The 14,929-nt window shown below is 43.8% G+C and carries 17 protein-coding genes; 13 read left to right on the forward strand and 4 right to left on the reverse strand.

From position 1 onward, the window contains the following. Nucleotides 1-1,035 precede the first annotated feature (1,035 nt). From D0C36_RS09605 to porD, 4 genes are all read left to right on the forward strand, one after another. The gene (locus D0C36_RS09605) at nt 1,036-1,962 is read left to right on the forward strand and encodes an outer membrane protein assembly factor BamD (protein WP_117391419.1); all 927 of its coding nucleotides are present in this window, start codon (nt 1,036-1,038) and stop codon (nt 1,960-1,962) included. 22 nt (nt 1,963-1,984) lie between these two features. Next, a complete protein-coding gene (locus D0C36_RS09610; protein WP_117391420.1) occupies nt 1,985-2,326 on the forward strand; it encodes a DNA-directed RNA polymerase subunit omega in 342 nt (113 codons plus the stop codon). Between the two features lie 133 nt (nt 2,327-2,459). After that, entirely contained in the window at nt 2,460-3,662 is a 1,203-nt protein-coding gene (gene coaBC / locus D0C36_RS09615; RefSeq protein WP_117391421.1) for a bifunctional phosphopantothenoylcysteine decarboxylase/phosphopantothenate--cysteine ligase CoaBC, read from the forward strand. Further along, nucleotides 3,659-4,558, forward strand: coding sequence for a type IX secretion system protein PorD (gene porD, locus D0C36_RS09620; RefSeq protein WP_117391422.1), 900 nt, complete (start codon nt 3,659-3,661; stop codon nt 4,556-4,558). The genes coaBC and porD overlap by 4 nt, the downstream gene beginning before the upstream one ends. A 201-nt stretch (nt 4,559-4,759) precedes the next feature. Here porD and D0C36_RS09625 read toward each other — a convergent pair whose 3' ends face one another. From D0C36_RS09625 to D0C36_RS09635, 3 genes are all read right to left on the reverse strand, one after another. After that, a complete protein-coding gene (locus D0C36_RS09625) occupies nt 4,760-5,059 on the reverse strand; it encodes a DUF3817 domain-containing protein (protein WP_117391423.1) in 300 nt (99 codons plus the stop codon). Between the two features lie 18 nt (nt 5,060-5,077). Beyond that, nucleotides 5,078-5,512: a hypothetical protein gene (locus D0C36_RS09630; RefSeq protein ID WP_233524460.1), complete on the reverse strand. Its 435-nt coding sequence runs from the start codon at nt 5,510-5,512 to the stop codon at nt 5,078-5,080. Nucleotides 5,513-5,594: 82 nt separating this feature from the next. Continuing rightward, entirely contained in the window at nt 5,595-6,182 is a 588-nt protein-coding gene (locus D0C36_RS09635) for a TetR/AcrR family transcriptional regulator (RefSeq protein WP_117391425.1), read from the reverse strand. 167 nt (nt 6,183-6,349) lie between these two features. On the opposite strand from D0C36_RS09635, the gene recJ reads away from it, so the two are divergent. The 6 genes from recJ (at nt 6,350) to D0C36_RS09665 (ending at nt 11,769) form a co-directional block, all read left to right on the forward strand. Next, entirely contained in the window at nt 6,350-8,050 is a 1,701-nt protein-coding gene (gene recJ, locus D0C36_RS09640; RefSeq protein ID WP_117391426.1) for a single-stranded-DNA-specific exonuclease RecJ, read from the forward strand. Between the two features lie 89 nt (nt 8,051-8,139). Beyond that, a complete protein-coding gene (gene lptB, locus D0C36_RS09645) occupies nt 8,140-8,880 on the forward strand; it encodes an LPS export ABC transporter ATP-binding protein (RefSeq protein ID WP_117391427.1) in 741 nt (246 codons plus the stop codon). Nucleotides 8,881-8,975: 95 nt separating this feature from the next. Next, on the forward strand, nt 8,976-10,502 hold the full coding sequence (locus D0C36_RS09650) for a GH3 auxin-responsive promoter family protein (RefSeq protein WP_117391428.1): 1,527 nt from the start codon (nt 8,976-8,978) through the stop codon (nt 10,500-10,502). Nucleotides 10,503-10,562: 60 nt separating this feature from the next. After that, the gene (locus D0C36_RS09655; RefSeq protein WP_117391429.1) at nt 10,563-10,946 is read left to right on the forward strand and encodes a hypothetical protein; all 384 of its coding nucleotides are present in this window, start codon (nt 10,563-10,565) and stop codon (nt 10,944-10,946) included. A gap of 27 nt (nt 10,947-10,973) precedes the next feature. Continuing rightward, complete coding sequence (locus tag D0C36_RS09660) at nt 10,974-11,366, forward strand: hypothetical protein (RefSeq protein WP_117391430.1); 393 nt, start codon at nt 10,974-10,976, stop codon at nt 11,364-11,366. A gap of 7 nt (nt 11,367-11,373) precedes the next feature. Further along, nucleotides 11,374-11,769, forward strand: coding sequence for a hypothetical protein (locus tag D0C36_RS09665; RefSeq protein WP_147321975.1), 396 nt, complete (start codon nt 11,374-11,376; stop codon nt 11,767-11,769). Here the strand turns inward: D0C36_RS09665 and folP are convergent. Continuing rightward, nucleotides 11,756-12,610: a dihydropteroate synthase gene (folP, locus tag D0C36_RS09670; protein ID WP_117391432.1), complete on the reverse strand. Its 855-nt coding sequence runs from the start codon at nt 12,608-12,610 to the stop codon at nt 11,756-11,758. The genes D0C36_RS09665 and folP overlap by 14 nt on opposite strands. 117 nt (nt 12,611-12,727) lie before the next feature. Between folP and D0C36_RS09675 the strand changes: the two genes are divergently transcribed. From D0C36_RS09675 to D0C36_RS09685, 3 genes are read left to right on the forward strand one after another with little or no spacing between them, the layout of a single operon-like run. Then, nucleotides 12,728-13,267: a DUF1599 domain-containing protein gene (locus tag D0C36_RS09675; protein WP_117391433.1), complete on the forward strand. Its 540-nt coding sequence runs from the start codon at nt 12,728-12,730 to the stop codon at nt 13,265-13,267. Then, the gene (locus D0C36_RS09680) at nt 13,264-14,415 is read left to right on the forward strand and encodes a BT_3928 family protein (RefSeq protein ID WP_117391434.1); all 1,152 of its coding nucleotides are present in this window, start codon (nt 13,264-13,266) and stop codon (nt 14,413-14,415) included. Before D0C36_RS09675 ends, D0C36_RS09680 begins: the two co-directional genes overlap by 4 nt. Next, entirely contained in the window at nt 14,415-14,927 is a 513-nt protein-coding gene (locus D0C36_RS09685; RefSeq protein ID WP_117391435.1) for a shikimate kinase, read from the forward strand. The genes D0C36_RS09680 and D0C36_RS09685 overlap by 1 nt, the downstream gene beginning before the upstream one ends. Nucleotides 14,928-14,929: the final 2 nt, after the last annotated feature.

A 14,929-nucleotide genomic window follows, 5' to 3' on the forward strand; every position in this document is an offset into this window, starting at 1 on the left:
TCCGCTGTTACGCTGCATTCTTTATCTTTTCTATTACCTTTAAGAACTTATCGCTTCACCTCACGGATCCGCTTTATTTTTTTTCAGTCATTGCGACCTCAAACTTTCAATCTTTTTTTTAAGAAAACCTTCGCGGCTCTCTCCTTTCTTTGTTTTCTTCGTCTCCGAAGCGGCTGCAAAGGTACAACTCTTTTTCTCTTTCGCAAATATTATTTTAATAAATATTTTACGTTGTTTTAACTTTCAAAAGTTACCGCTTATCTATCCGACTTGCGGGCTGCAAAGGTAGCAGCTTTTTTGTTAGTTACAAACTTTATTTTTTTAATTTTTAAGCTTGTTTTTCTTTTCAGAGAACATCCCGCTATCTCGTTTGCGGGCTGCAAAGGTACGCATCATTTCTGCTTTTGCAAACGTTTTTAAAGAAATAGCATAAGTGTATATTTAACACACTGTATTTGAGGTAGAAAAATTTAAACGCTGTTGCTACTCTTACTAATCTGTGCAATTAATGGCGGATTTGGTGGCAACTTAAGGTGGGTTATTCACTATTATAGTACATGGTTCGGAAAAGAGGCCTCTCCCCAACCCTTCTCCGAGGGAGAGGGGCTTTAAAACTGTTTGAACAAAGATGGAAGGATTAAGAGATCACTTGATGTATTGCTACGAGATCAAGAAAGTCCTTTAATCAGGATGATCATGGTTCGGCATAAACGTGGTTAGACTCTTGCGTTAGCGATAGTAGTGGATACCGGCCTTGCGCTTAATGCCTGTGCGCGTATGAACGAATAGCGCGGGCCGCAGGCAACGCCCATATATTAATATATATACAAGAAGATCTAATGGGAATATACCCTATAGTATATAATATATAAAACCAACGCGATTTATTTTGACCGACTCATCATACAAGTGCCCGGCCAACGTTAAAAGATGTTAAATGCGTATACTATATATATACAGTGTGAAACTGAGCAGCTATATTAGTAGCCTAAATAAATAATTGCCCATTCTGTACTAATAACTTATCTTTGCAAAATGTTTAAAAAACTGACCCGTATATTTTTAGTCGGTATTGTAGCTGTTGGCGTTTTGATGGCTGGTTGTAAAAGCCAGTACGATAAACTTAAAGCAAGTAATGATAACGCTAAGAAATATCAGGAGGCCATAAAGTATTACAATAAAAAGGACTATACCAAAGCTCTTGGTTTGTTTGAAGACCTGGCGCCGCGCTACCGTGGCCGTACCGAGGCTGAGGACTTATTTTACTACTACGCTTACACCAACTACAGGCTTAGAGATTATACATCGGCCAGGTTCCATTTTAAGAATTTTGCCGATTCTTACCCATCAAGCCCGCGTGCCGAGGAGTGCCGCTTTATTGCTGCTTACTGTTTCTACCTCGACTCGCCTGTTTACTCGTTAGATCAGGAAAATACCGATAAAGCTATTGAGGCTTTACAATTGTTTATTAACCTGTACCCAAAAAGCGACCGTGTTACCGAGGCAGGTAAGCTGATACAAAATCTTCGCGATAAACTGGAGCAAAAAGCTTATGCTAATGCAAAACTTTATTTAACTATAGGTGATTATCAATCGGCCGTTATTGCGTTTAATAATACGCTGCGCGATTACCCTGATACTAAATATGCCGAAGAGCTGGAGTATTTAACTATACAGGCACAGTATAAATACGCGGGCATTAGCCTTGAGCTAAAGCAGGAAGAACGTTACCAGCAGGCCATTGAATATGCTGAGCAGTTTACCGAAAAATACCCTAACAGCAAATTTACAAAAAGCGCTAATGACTATGTTAAGGATAGCCGCAGCGGCATTGAACGCACGAAACGTGTAATAGCCCAGGCTGCAGAAGACAGGAAATTTGCTGAGAAATTGATGAGAAAGGATACGACTAAAACTACGCCGCCATCAATTAAAGACAGAACGTACCAAAAAATACCATAAGAACAATAGTAATATAAAAGATATGACCGCTAATAACACAAATAAACCGGCTGTTGCAAGCAGCACAGTAACCCGCGATTTGCGCGAGCTGGATGTTAAAACTGATAACATCTATGAATCTCTGGTTATAATGGCAAAACGTGCTAACCAGATCTCAAATAACATTAAAGAAGAGTTACACCAAAAACTATCTGAGTTTGCTTCATCAAACGATAACCTTGAAGAGGTGTTTGAAAACCGTGAGCAAATTGAGATATCTAAACACTACGAAAAAATGCCTAAACCTACTTTGGTAGCGGTACAGGAGTTTTTAGATAACAAAATCTACTACCGTAATCCTGCTAAAGAAGCAAGGGAACTGTAAGCTCCCGGCCCCTAAAGGGGAGTTGGATAAAATTTAGGCCCTTCTCGCAACGAGAGGGGCTTTGTTTGTTTAATAACATTAGCTTATTTATATATTTGGTTTTTAATTACCCCTTTAGGGGGTTAGGGGGCTTATGCTTGAAGGTAAAAACATTCTTTTAGGGGTTTGCGGCAGCATTGCGGCTTACAAGGCGGCTACGCTGGTGAGGCTAATGGTAAAGGCCGGCGCCAATGTGCAGGTGGTGATGACACCCGATAGCACTAACTTTATTACACCGCTTACGCTATCTACCCTCTCTAAAAACCCGGTGCACTTCCAATACTTTAACCCTGAGAACGGCGAATGGGATAACCATGTTGAGCTTGGGCTTTGGGGCGATGCCATGATCATAGCACCTGCAAGCGCCAATACTATGGCTAAAATGGCCGGTGGTTTGGTTGATAACCTGCTTACTGCGGTATACCTGTCTGCAAAGTGCCCTGTGTATTTTGCCCCTGCCATGGACCTTGATATGTGGAAGCATACCGCTACGCGCGATAATATTGCACAGTTACAATCCTTTGGGAATATACTGATACCGCCGGGCAGCGGTGAACTGGCCAGTGGTTTACACGGCGAAGGCCGCATGGCCGAGCCGGAAGAGATCGTTTCCTTTTTAGAGGCTGATATTAAAAAGAAGCTTCCGCTGGTGAATAAAAAAGTACTGGTTACTGCCGGGCCTACTTATGAGGCTATTGATCCGGTTAGGTTTATAGGCAACCACTCATCGGGCAAAATGGGTTTTGCTTTGGCCGATGAACTGGCTTCGCTTGGGGCCGATGTTACTTTAATAGCCGGGCCTGTTGCGCTAAAAAGCAAGTATAACAGCATAAAGCGTATTGATGTAACCAGTGCTGCAGATATGCTTACCGCTTGCCTGGATAATTTTGCTGATGCCGACGCATGTGTAATGTGCGCTGCTGTGGCCGATTATACACCTGCACAGGTAGCAACCCAAAAGATCAAAAAAACCGAAGACCATTTTAATATCGAACTGAAGAAGACCACCGATATACTAAAAACCCTCGGCGCGCAAAAACGCGATGACCAGGTATTGGTAGGTTTTGCCCTGGAAACCAACAACGAGGAACTGCACGCCAAAGAAAAGCTGCAGAAGAAAAACCTCGACCTTATCGTATTAAACTCGCTAAATGACAGTGGCGCGGGTTTTAAAAGTGATACCAATAAAGTAACTTTGATAGACCGCAACCTTAACAAAACCGTTTACGACCTTAAAAGCAAAACCGAGGTAGCGCATGATATATGTTTAAAGGTTACCCAATTGCTCACCAAATGAAAAGATTACTAACTTTTGCCTTGCTATCTCTTTGCTGCTTTTACGCAAAAGCGCAGGATCTGAACGCTCGTGTTAAAGTTGTAGCCCCTAAAATACAAACAACCAATACCCGCATTTTTCAAACGCTTGAACGTGCCATGAAGGATTTCCTGAACGGTCGCAAATGGTGTGCTGATGATATTGCTCCCAATGAGCGCATTGATTGCAACTTTGTGCTGAACATTACCAATTGGGATGGCAGCAGCAGTTTTAGCGGCGAGTTACAGGTACAATCATCAAGGCCGGTGTATAACTCAACCTACACCACTACCCTGCTCAACATTAATGATAAGGATGTTGACTTTACTTATACCGATGGCCAAACCATTGACTATACCGATCAGAATTTTCAGAGTAACCTAAGTTCGGTGATGGCATTTTACGCCTACATTATTGTGGGGATGGATTATGATTCGTTCTCTAAGTTTGGCGGCACGCCTTATTTCCTGAATGCGCAAACCGTTGCCATTAACGCCCAAACATCATCATACAAAGGATGGAAAGGTTTTGACAACAGCAACGTAAACCGCTACTGGCTGGTAGAGAATCTTAACAACAAGATCTACAACAACCTGCGCGAACTAATATACGATTACCACCGCAACGGTTTGGATATGATGGCAGATAACCCTGCCAAAGCCCGTAAGTATATCGGCAGCCTGTTACCGGTGTTAAATGATGTGGACAGGAAACGCCTGGGTTCATACTTCCCGCTGGCTTTTTTCACGGCCAAAAACAACGAATTGATCTCCATTTTCAGCGCCGCTGCTCCACAAGACCGCATGGCTGCCATGAATATCCTCAACGCTGTTGACCCTGCTAATGGCAGTAAGTACCAAACGCTGAGTGGAAGGTAAGAGAGCCTAAAACCGCGCTATGTCATTTCGAGCGAGCATAGGGTGGGAAATGTGCGATTGGGCGACGAGAAATCTTGTTAGTCTAAAAGATGGAATTACAGAGTAACAAGATTTCTCCTCGTTATCACTCGTTCGAAATGACATCGTTTATTAAATATGACATTTCAAAGTCTCCCCTATCGGGGGAGATTTAGAGGGGGTTTACCCCTTTCTCAACACCTTCTTATCAATATAAAACGTACCGAAGGGAATAATGCAGGCCAGCAATACTTTGGTGATGGTATCTCGCTTCCAGCGTTGCTCAATGCCCACACTTATAGTGTTATAAATAAAAAGCAGGAACAGTGTACCATGTATTGGCCCCATGGCCTTTACCATGGCGGGGTTGTGGCCTGCATACTTCAGGGGCACGGCAATAAACAGGAGTACCAGCAGCGATACACCTTCTAAAAACGCGATGATACGTAACCTGCCGATGTGCGTAGATAATAATGATCTCATTTTCTTTCAGGGGGGATTTTAATTTAAACTGTGCAGATAAGGCCTTTGTGCCAATGGCGAGAACGGCCATGGAATAGCCAGCAGGATAACCAGCAACGCTACGCCGAACCAGATGAGGATGGTTTTAAACTTCTCCCTGTCGTCGAATTTTCGTTTTGCCATGGCAGAGCCGATGGTGATTAATACAATGGCAGATAACATCATGAGCAAATGCAATACGCCGAAAAAGAATGCCGGTGTAAGGTGCCCGTAGAATACCGGCTGCTTAAAACTGAATTTAGCATTTGGGCTTTGCGTGTAAACCAACATACCCACCATTAGCTGAATGTGGGCTATGGTAGCCGCCCAATGCCTTATTTTATTATCGGTATTTGTAAATGTGCGGCGTTGCGCATAGCCGTCGTAAGCTTTGTAAATAGCGGTTAGAAGGCTTATCAATACAGTCCACCGCATAAGGGAATGGACAAAGAGTAAAACATCAAACATATATCAGTTATTAAAACATACCAATTGGTATGTTTATGAGCAAAAAAAATTATTCTAACAACATCAGGTAATTTTCTAATTCCTTCAGGTAAGTTCTATAACAATCCGAACCTAATGCTTTGCCCATGTTGCGGATACCGCCGTATCCGGCTACAATAAAACAGGCCGCATTTTCAGTATTCACATTCCCTCTCACCTCACCCGTTTCTTTACCTTGCTCAAGGCATTGCGCAATAGCGTTTTGCCATTGCTGTGTTAAGCGCACAAGAGCTTTTCTAAAATCGTCGTTCAGCGGAGCCATTTCGTCTATCATGTTAATGGCCGGGCAACCGTATTTTGCTTGCAGAAAAGGAACTTTTAATAATACGGTGCGCATCATCTGATAGATCTCGTTCACCGGGTTGCCCGCTTTAAGCAATGGCGTAACCAAACTGGCGTACATGCCGGGGTATAATATCTCGTTTATCATAGCCAGGCCCATATCATCTTTACTTTTAAAATGATAAAAGAACGCACCTTTGGTAACTTGTGTGGTGGCAAGGATATTATCAATACTCGTTGCCTGATATCCCTGGCGGTATATCAGTTCGAATGATCTCTGCAATATCATCTGGCGGGTCTCGGCGGCTTTTGACATCTTTCTATCTTATAACATACTAATTAGTATGTTTATGCAAACATATAGCTTAATGTCTCTTCTTCAAAATAATCCTCAGTAATTTTTATGTCACTAAAATTTTGTGGGAGCATCTGCGTTTATCAACCATTGGTTATCTTTATACCTTTTAAGCGAAAACATAAACTATGAACAAAAGATGGGTGTTAAAAGACGCGGCCGACGCAGAAACGGTGAAAAACTTATCTGCCGACCTCAATATCAGCACCGTTCTTTCTAACATCCTTGTTCAGCGCGGCGTAACCAGTTTTGAAGAGGCGCGGTATTTCTTTCGCCCAAGCGAGCTGCACCTGCATGACCCTTTCCTGATGGCCGATATGGAAAAGGCCATTAACCGTATTGATGAAGCTATCGCCCAAAACCAAAAGATACTTGTTTACGGCGATTACGATGTGGATGGCACTACATCCGTTGCTTTAGTGTACAGCTTTTTCAGCAAGCGCTACAGCAATATGGAATACTACATCCCCGATCGTTATAAAGAAGGTTACGGGATATCCACCCAGGGCATCGATCATGCTGCCGAAAACGATTTCAGCCTAATCATCGCTTTAGACTGTGGTATTAAATCGGTTGATAAAATTGCTTACGCGAATACTTTGGGTGTCGATTTCATTATCTGCGACCATCACCTGGCCGGCGATGAATTGCCTGCGGCGGTTGCTATTTTAGATCCTAAACGCCCGCAATGCGATTATCCTTATAAAGAACTATCCGGCTGCGGTATCGGCTTTAAACTTGCACAGGCTTATGCTGTTGTGCATGATATCCCTTTTGGAGAGGTTGCCGAATACCTTGATCTGGTTGCTATCAGTGTGGCCTGCGATATTGTGCACGTTACCGGCGAGAACCGCGTATTGGCACATCTGGGTTTAACTAAAATAAACGAAGCACCCTGCATCGGTGTAAAAATGCTGATGGAAGTGGCCGGGAAAGGCAAAGATTACAACATATCCGATGTAGTTTTCCAGTTAGGCCCGCGTATTAATGCTGCCGGTCGTATTGATGATGCCAAGCATGCTGTACAATTATTAATAGCCTGCCATGAAGATGATGCCCGCGAAAAAGGCGACCTGATAAACCTGCGCAACGTTGAACGTAAAGGCCACGACCAGCAAATTACAGATGAAGCTTTAAGCATTATCGATAATGATGATGTTCTGATCGCCCGCAAATCAACCGTGGTATTTAACGAGAACTGGCACAAAGGCGTTATTGGCATTGTGGCATCGCGCCTTACCGAGAAATATTATCGCCCTACTGTTGTGCTCACCCGTTCAAACGGGCATGTGGCCGGCTCAGCGCGTTCTGTTTTGGGGTACGATCTGTACGAGGCTTTGTGCGGCTGCAGCGACCTGCTCATCCAATTTGGCGGGCATAAATATGCTGCGGGATTAACCATGGAGCCCGAGAATGTTCCCGCTTTTATGGCCAAGTTTGAAGAGGTGGTAAGCTCAACTATACCCGACGAATTGCTGGTGCAGCAGATCAGCATTGATGCAGAGATTAGCCTTACGGATATCGACGCGAAGTTTTTCAGAGTGCTGAACCAGTTTGCCCCGTTCGGGCCGGAGAATATGGCACCCGTATTCATGACCAGAAATGTGTATGTTAGCGGGGCAGCCAGTTTAGTAGGCGCCAAACACTTAAAAATGTTTGTGATGCAGTCCGGCTCGTCGGCGTTCAGTTGCATTGCCTTTAACCAGGGCGAATTACTGCCCGAGCTTAAAAACGGCGTACCGTTTGATATTTGTTACACCATTGAAGAAAATGTATGGCGCGAACAACGCACTATACAATTGAATATAAAAGGAATTAGATTAAAGTAAAAAGTCAAAATTAAAAAGTCAAAAAACCTGTCGGCATAATACCTGCTCCCCTTTTGAATTTTTAATTTTGACTTTTGAATTCTCAACTTATGATTTTACGTGCCGAGCATTTAATAAAGAAATATAAGCAGCGTACCGTTGTTAACGATGTTACGTTCAATGTATCGCAGGGCGAAATTGTGGGTTTACTTGGGCCAAATGGTGCCGGTAAAACCACATCTTTTTACATGATAGTAGGCCTCATCAAACCCAACGAAGGCAAGATATTTCTGGAAGATGAAGAAATAACCACCGACCCCATGTACCGCCGTGCGCAAAAAGGTATTGGTTACCTGGCGCAGGAAGCCTCTGTTTTCCGCAAACTATCGGTTGAGGATAATATCAAAGCGGTGTTGGAGATGGGCAAAATGCCTAAGGATAAACAGCGCGATAAACTGGAAGAACTGATAGATGAGTTCAGCTTACACAAAGTACGCAAAAACCGCGGCGATCTGCTATCGGGTGGTGAGCGCCGCCGTACCGAGATTGCCCGCGCCCTTGCAGCCGAGCCAAACTTTATCCTGCTTGATGAACCTTTTGCCGGTGTTGACCCTATTGCGGTTGAAGAGATCCAGGCCATGGTGGCAAAACTAAAACACCGCAACATCGGCATCCTTATTACCGACCACAACGTACAGGAGACCCTATCCATTACTGATAGGGCTTATTTGCTGTTTGAGGGTAAGATCCTGGAATCGGGCGTGCCCGAGGTTTTGGCCGAGAACGAGCTGGTACGTAAAGTATACCTGGGCGCAAACTTTGTGCTGAAAAGAAAAGTATTTCCGCAGTAACTTATATATTTGAGAAGTTCATAGCCAATAGATCATGATTCATGGCAGCGCTTTAGCATCCATGAACTATCAACCATGAACCATAAGCCAAAAGTATGACCCTTTTCAACTCCGTGTTTACCTGGTTCATGAAGAAGCGTATCCACCAGATAGAGCTTTTTATGAAGTACCCTAATGAGGTGCAGGAAGAATGGTTTGAGCAACTGGTTGCCGGTGCCGAAAACACCGAATGGGGCAAAAAATACGGCTACAAAAGCATCGAGAACCTTGGTCAGTTTAAGGAGCGTGTTCCCATCCAAAACTATGATACGCTGAAGCCTTACATTGAGCGCATGCTAAAAGGCGAGCAGAATGTATTATGGCCGTCAGAGATCCGTTGGTTTGCCAAATCATCGGGTACCACAAATGACCGAAGCAAGTTTATCCCCGTTAGTGAAGAATCATTAGAAGAATGCCATTTTAAAGGCGGTAAGGATGTGCTTACCCTTTACTTCAACAATCGACCTAACGCACGCATTTTTACAGGTAAAAGTTTAACACTGGGCGGCAGCCATCAGGTTGGCCAGCTTAATACCGATGTATTTTTCGGTGATCTCTCTGCCGTTATCATGAAGAACCTGCCCCTTTGGGCCGAGTTCTACCGTACCCCGCATTTGGATATTGCATTGCTGGAGAATTTTGAGGAGAAGATCGAAAAGATGGCCTATGCCACCAAAGACGTTAACGTAACCAGCATAACCGGTGTACCTACCTGGAACCTGTTGCTATTTAAACGCATCCTGGAGATTACCGGTAAAAACAACCTACTTGAAGTTTGGCCAAATCTTGAGTTATATTTCCACGGCGCAGTAAACTTTACCCCCTACCGCGAGCAGTTCAAAAAACTCATCCCTAAGGATGATATGTACTACCTGGAGACCTACAATGCATCTGAAGGTTTCTTTGGCATACAGGACCTGGAAGAGCCAGGCGATATGCTGTTGATGTTGGATTATGGTATCTTCTATGAGTTCCTTCCTTTAGAGCATCTGCATGATGAGCATCCGCATACCCTCACTTTAGACGAGGTTGAATTGAATAAGAACTATGCACTCATCATCAGTACCAATGCAGGCTTATGGCGATACATGATTGGCGATACCATTAAATTCACCTCGCTATCGCCGTTCAGGATCCAGATAACGGGCCGTACCAAACATTTCATTAATGCCTTTGGTGAGGAATTGATCATTGATAACGCCGAACGTGCCCTTGCAGAAGCTTGTTCACAAACCGGGGCTATCATTCGCGATTACACTGCCGCTCCTGTTTACTTTAGTGATAACGAATGCGGTGCGCACGAATGGTTGATAGAGTTTGAAAAACATCCGGCAGAGTTTGAACGCTTTGTTGACCTGCTTGATGAAAACCTGCGCAAGCAAAATTCTGATTATGATGCCAAGCGCTTTAAGGATATGGCCCTGCGCCGCCCTGTTGTACGCATTATGGAGCAAAATACTTTCTTTAACTGGATGAAAACCCGCGGCAAAATTGGCGGTCAGCATAAGGTACCCCGTTTGGCTAATACCCGCGAGTATGTAGATGCCATTCTGGAGCTAACAACTTTCGTTAGTAATAATTAGTACTGAGCTGTAGCGTTTTAAGTTCCAGTTACGTAAGTTTAGTAACTAAACTTAAAACCAATGAAGAAGTACCTTATCATCCCGGCATTAATTGTTGCATTCTCAGCCTGTAAGAAAGATAAACCCGTTACTCCAACTATTTATGGCACATGGCGACTTTATGCTGTGATAAGCAACTCTCCCGACTATGTTGTTGCTGAAAAAGACAAGGACTCCTATCAATTCAATACAAATAACCAATACGTTAGAATTACACCTGATAAGAATGAAACAAGGGGCAACTTTAACGTCGCGTTTACCGAAGAGTATGACGGTCGTCGTTTCGGCACCATCACCTTCAGTAATCCAAAAGATACACAAGCATTTTCTTTTAAAGGTGATACAATAGTCATTGGCTCTTCAATAGCCGATGCGCCGAGCTATAAATACGCGAGAGTAAAGTAACAACAGATTGTTTTTTATTAGTTGATCATGAAAAAGTATCTACTCTTCCTTGCAATTGGTTTTGCTTTAGCATCCTGCAAAAAAGATAGCTCAAATATCAGTAGCGGCCTTTTCGGCAAATGGGAATTGCGCTCGCGCTCGGGTGGTTTTACAGGTATCACTACGAAATATGCCGCGGGTAACGGTGAGATCTACCAGTTTAACGGCGACAGTACTTATACATTTACCGAAAAAGACAGGCTTATAGGCAGCGGCGGTTTCCGCATCAATATAACAAGTAAGGAAAAAGATAGGCAATATGGCACCATCAAATTTGATGGGGTTGACGATGATGAGATGTTTACCGCAAAAGCAGATACCATATCAATAGGCACCGTTTACGCCGATGGTATGATCTCAACCTATGTCAAAATAAAATAAACCGAACATGAAAAATTATTTACTCATTGTGGCATTCGTATTTGCATTCGCGGCCTGTAATAAAAATGATGCACCTAAACCCGAAAGCGGCAATATTGTAGGTACCTGGGAGTTGAGACTATTTACCACCGGCTGGACCATGCCCAAAAACTACGATGCCGGCAACGGCAACAAATACACTTTTAAGGCAGATGGCAGCTACACCAAATACACCCAAAACAAGATAGAAATACAGGGCAAATATACATTAACACCTACCGGCGAAGACAACGGCACCAAATTTGGCAAGATCAAATTAACCAACCCTGATTATGAGGATGTTTACAGTATTAGAACCGACACATTTACTGTAGGTACTTCTGTAGCCGACGGCCCAAGCTGGCAATACATTAGGATAAAGTAGCCTGATAGATCTTCACAGCTTCAACGGCTTCCTTTACATCATGCACACGCAGGATGTTGGCGCCTTTCATTAAAGCTATTGTGTTTAATGCAGTGGTACCATTAAGTGCAGTTTCGGCAGTGGTGCCTAATAAACCGTAGATCATTTTTTTGCGGGAGATGCCGGTAAGCAGTGGTAGTTCCAATCGTTCAAACTCCTGCATGCGGCTCATCAGCGCATAGCTATGCTCCGGCTTTTTGGCGAACCCGAAGCCTGGGTCTATAATGATATCGTAAACGCCTAACTGCCTTAGGGTATAAATCTTTTTAACCAGGTAATCATACACCTCGCCAAAAATATCATCGTATTCGGCCAATTGCTGCATGGTTTGCGGATTGCCTTTCATGTGCATCAGTATATAAGGTACCTGCAGGCGGGCGGCTGTGGCAAACATATCAGTGTCCAGTTCGCCGCCGGCTATATCATTAATGATATGTGCCCCGGCGTTTATAGCGGCTTCGGCCACATCAGCACGGAAGGTATCGACAGAGATAATAGCTTCAGGGTATTTTTTTGCAATGGTCTCAACAGCAGGCAACAAACGATCCATCTCTTCTTGTGCTGAAATATCAGCCGCGCCCGGGCGCGACGAGTAAGCGCCTATATCCAAAAAATCAGCACCGTCATTTAACATCTTCTCAACCTGCTGCAAAACAGACTTTGCATCCGTTTTACGGCTGTCAGCATAGAACGAATCGGGTGTGATATTGATAATCCCCATCACCTTTGGCAATGCCAGGTCTATCAATTTACCACCTGCATTTATGGTCGTCTTTTTCTGAAAAAATGTATCTTTAGCCACGTTCCTTGGTTAAAATGTTGAAAGGTTTTAAGGTTGTAAAGTTATTACTTTGCAAATCTTTCTATCTCATTGTATTAATATTTTAACCTTGCAACATTCCAACTTTACAACAACGAAGTGAGCAACACAGCAGAAGAATTTGACGCAGTTATAAACGTTTGTCGCACCCTGTTTATTAAAAAAACCCGCGACTACGGTACCGCATGGCGTATTTTACGATTATCATCCATCACCGATCAGATCTTTATCAAAGCGCAGCGCATCCGCACACTTGAGGAAAAACAGGTATCAAAAGTGGGCGATGATATTACCGGCGAATACATCGGCATTGTAAATTATTGCGTTATTGCCATGATGCAGTTGGATTGTAACGATGCTACCCCGCTGGAGATGAACCCCGACGAGGTGGAAATGATATTTGACAGCAAGGTGCAAGAGACGCGCGACCTGATGTTTGCCAAAAACCACGATTACGGCGAGGCATGGCGCGATATGCGCATCAGCTCATTAACGGATCTGATACTGATGAAACTTTTGCGAGTAAAACAAATCGAAGATAACCAGGGCCAAACCCTGGCATCAGAAGGTGTAAAAGCCAATTACCAGGATATGCTCAACTATTCGGTATTTGCGCTGATAAAACTGGGAGTAAAATGAAAAACGGACTGATATGGTTCTGCCGGATAGCCGTGGGGCTGCTTTTTATTTTCTCCGGATTGATAAAAGCAAACGACCCGCTTGGCTTTTCTTATAAGCTTGAGGAATACTTTGAGGTTTTCCACCTTACCTTCTTGAATAACCTGGCGCTAAGCATGGCCATTGTTCTGTGCGCATTGGAGATGATATTAGGCTTTGCCCTACTTACCGGCGCACGCGCCATCAAAGTAGTGTGGGGACTGCTGTTGCTCATCATCTTTTTCGGCTTCCTAACTTTTTATTCGGCTTTCTTTAAAGTGGTGCAAACCTGCGGCTGCTTCGGCGATGCAATACCACTTACACCATGGCAATCATTTAGTAAAGACATGGTGTTGCTGGCACTGGTATTGGTATTGTTTGTTAATCGCAAAGCCATCAAACCTTTGTTTAATGCTCCCGCCGGTGATAAGGCTATCATTATTGCAACCATTGCTTCATTAGGTTTCGGTTTATACACATATAATTTTTCGCCAATAGCAGATTTTTTGCCGTACAAAGTGGGGGCGAATATCCTTAAGGAAATGGAGATACCGCCGGGCGCTAAGCCTGATGAGTTCGAGTTGACCTATAACCTGGTGAACAAGAAAACCAAAGCCACCAAAAAGATAACCGACAAAGAGTATCTGAGCAGCGGCATCTGGAAAGATACCAACTGGGAAGTAAAGGGCAACCCAGAAAGCAGATTAGTGAAGAAAGGCTTTGAGCCGAAGATCCGCGACCTAAACATCCAAGATGCGCAGGGCAATAATTATAACAAGGAATTACTAAGCAACCCTTTCTATAGCCTGGTAATTGTGGCTTATGACCTGTCAAAAACCAATATAGATGCGGTTGCAAAAGCCAATGCTTTAGCAGCCAACCTTATTCAAAATTATAACACACGTGTTATTTTCCTTACCTCAAACGCGCCCGAGCAGGCGCAGGCTTTTGCAAAGGAGCATAAACTGGTAAGCGAATTATTTTATGCCGATGGCGTTCCGTTGAAAAGCATGGTGAGGGCCAACCCCGGCATTATGCTGTTAAAAAACGGCACTGTAGTTAATAAGTGGCATTACCACAACATGCCTAAGTATGACGATCTGGTTAAGGAGTACCTGAGCAAGCAATAATGAGTTTGATATTTTTAGTTGGATTTATGGGTTGCGGTAAAACCACTATGGGCCGCAAATTATCGGCAGCTTTGGGCTACGAATTTATCGATCTTGACCATAAGTTTGAGGAGCAGGCCGGCATGCGCATTGCCGAATACTTTACCGAACATGGTGAAGATGCCTTCCGCCAAATGGAATCAAACATCCTTAAAGAAACCCAATATCCTGAGAAAGCGGTGGTATCAACCGGCGGTGGCTTGCCTTGCTTTTTTGATAATATGGACTGGATGAATGCCAACGGCCAAACCGTTTATATGAAACTTACGCCCAAAATGCTGGCCTCACGCCTGGAGAACGCTAAAACCCCGCGCCCGGTGTTGCAAGGTAAAAAAGGCCAGGAACTGGTAGAGTTTATTGAAACCAAACTCGCTGAACGCGAACCGCATTACGGCAAAGCCGCAGTTGTAGCCGAAAGCTTTGCTGACTTGACGCCGGAGAATATTATGTACCTGCTCAGCACCCGCCAATAGTA

Origin of the sequence: Mucilaginibacter conchicola, assembly GCF_003432115.1 — a bacterium.
Lineage (GTDB): Bacteria > Bacteroidota > Bacteroidia > Sphingobacteriales > Sphingobacteriaceae > Mucilaginibacter > Mucilaginibacter conchicola.